The organism is Actinomycetota bacterium, from assembly GCA_005774595.1.
GTDB lineage: Bacteria > Actinomycetota > Coriobacteriia > Anaerosomatales > D1FN1-002 > D1FN1-002.
The window spans coordinates 1-1497 of the sequence record VAUM01000408.1 but is presented as its reverse complement, the minus strand read 5'-3'; the positions used below and the strand labels follow the sequence as shown (position 1 = coordinate 1497).

The 1497-nt window shown below is 71.3% G+C and carries 2 protein-coding genes; one reads left to right on the top strand and one right to left on the bottom strand.

What is annotated here, in order from left to right; genetic code table 11:
- Nucleotides 1–302, bottom strand: a 302-nt coding sequence (locus FDZ70_10550; protein ID TLM66266.1) for a phosphoribosylformylglycinamidine cyclo-ligase, incomplete at its 3' end; no start/stop codon positions are given.
- Nucleotides 303–592: 290 nt separating this feature from the next.
- Here FDZ70_10550 and FDZ70_10545 point away from each other — a divergent pair.
- On the top strand, nucleotides 593–1497 hold a 905-nt coding region (locus FDZ70_10545; protein ID TLM66265.1), incomplete at its 3' end, for an acyltransferase.

The following is a 1497-nucleotide window of genomic DNA, read 5'->3' as shown; positions in this document are numbered from 1 at the left end:
AGGATGTCGTTCGCGCACATGGCGACGAGGTCGATGCCAACGGTGTCGTGGCGATCGAGCAGCTTCGCGAGCTCGATCTTGGTGCCGACGCCGTCGGTGCCCGAGACCAGGACCGGCTCGGTCATGTCCTTGAACGCCGCCGCTGAGAACAGCCCGCCGAACCCGCCGATGTCGCCGATGACCTCGGGGCGGCGTGTCGAGCGGACCGCGGCGCGGATGCGCTCGACCGCACGCGCGCCTTCGGCCGTATCGACACCGGCGTCGCGGTAGGTGACGGGCTCGCGTGGCTGGTCGTCGGTCATGCGCTCCCTCCCTGCAGCGGCCCTGCGGTCGACTCGGACAAGGCGTGCGCGGTCATCGTACCGCAGTTGCGGAAGCGGACGGGCGAGGGGCGGCGGCTTGGCGGGAGGCCGAGACCGCCGATGGGCACACGGATGGCGGCGCCTACGGGCCGAGAGCGCCGGCTGCCGGGACTGTCTCCGCCCCATACGATTCTTGGGTGCGCCGTACCCGGGAATCGTATAGGGCGCTGCGGGCCCCGCCACCCCGCGAGTCACCGACGACGACGGCTCCGCACCGCTACACTTGCCCCGTGAACGAGAGCAACGACATCGCCCAGGCGTCGCCGCAGGCGACAGCGCCGGAGTCCGCGGCTCCCGCGAGCGGCCGCGACCCGCGCCTCGACTCGCTGCGCGGGCTCGCGATGGTCGCGGTCGTCGTGGGGCACGTGATCCTCGGCGCGTTCCATGGCATCGGAAACGCGCCCTACGGCTTCCAGTTCGCCTTCACGGTGCTCACCAGCTTCCACGTCCAGCTGTTCGCCTTCATCTCGGGCTACCTCACCAAGCCGCCGCAGTCGGTCGGCGACGGCGTGGGCGCGATCGGCCGCCGCGCGCTGCAGCTCCTGCTCCCCTTCGCCGCGTGGACGACGGTGTTCTGGCTCGCCGGCGGCCGTCCGCTCGGCCTCGGCTCGATGCTCACGGCGCTCGCAGGCGGTACCCCGCCGATGTGGTTCCTGATGGCGCTGTTCGTCGTGAGCCTCTTCTTCTACCTGTTCTCATGGAACGAGACCCTGCTCGTCGTGCTGACCTGCCTGATCGCGCTGTGGCCGGCGGCGGTACCCGGCTTCTGCGTCATCCAGGCCGAGCGCCTCGTGCCGTTCTTCGTCGCGGGCCATCTGGCGAAGAAGCACGGCTGGAAGACCGGCTGGTGGACGGCGCCGCTGTACCTCGCGGGCATGTGGGCGATCTGGAGCAGCGCCGGCGCGAACCTGCTGTTCCCCACGCCGCTGTGGACCGACGCGTTCAACGCGTGGGCGTCGGACGTGTGGTGGCTCGGCGGCAGCGTGCTCGTGCGCACGCTGCGCGTGGCGGTTCCGCTCTGCGGCATCGGCGCGCTGTTCCTCGCCGGACGCAGGTGGACGCCGCTGCAGGGCTGGGGCACGCGCAGCCTCGGCGTGTACGCGGCACACCAGCTCGTCCTGCGCCTGTTCGCGAT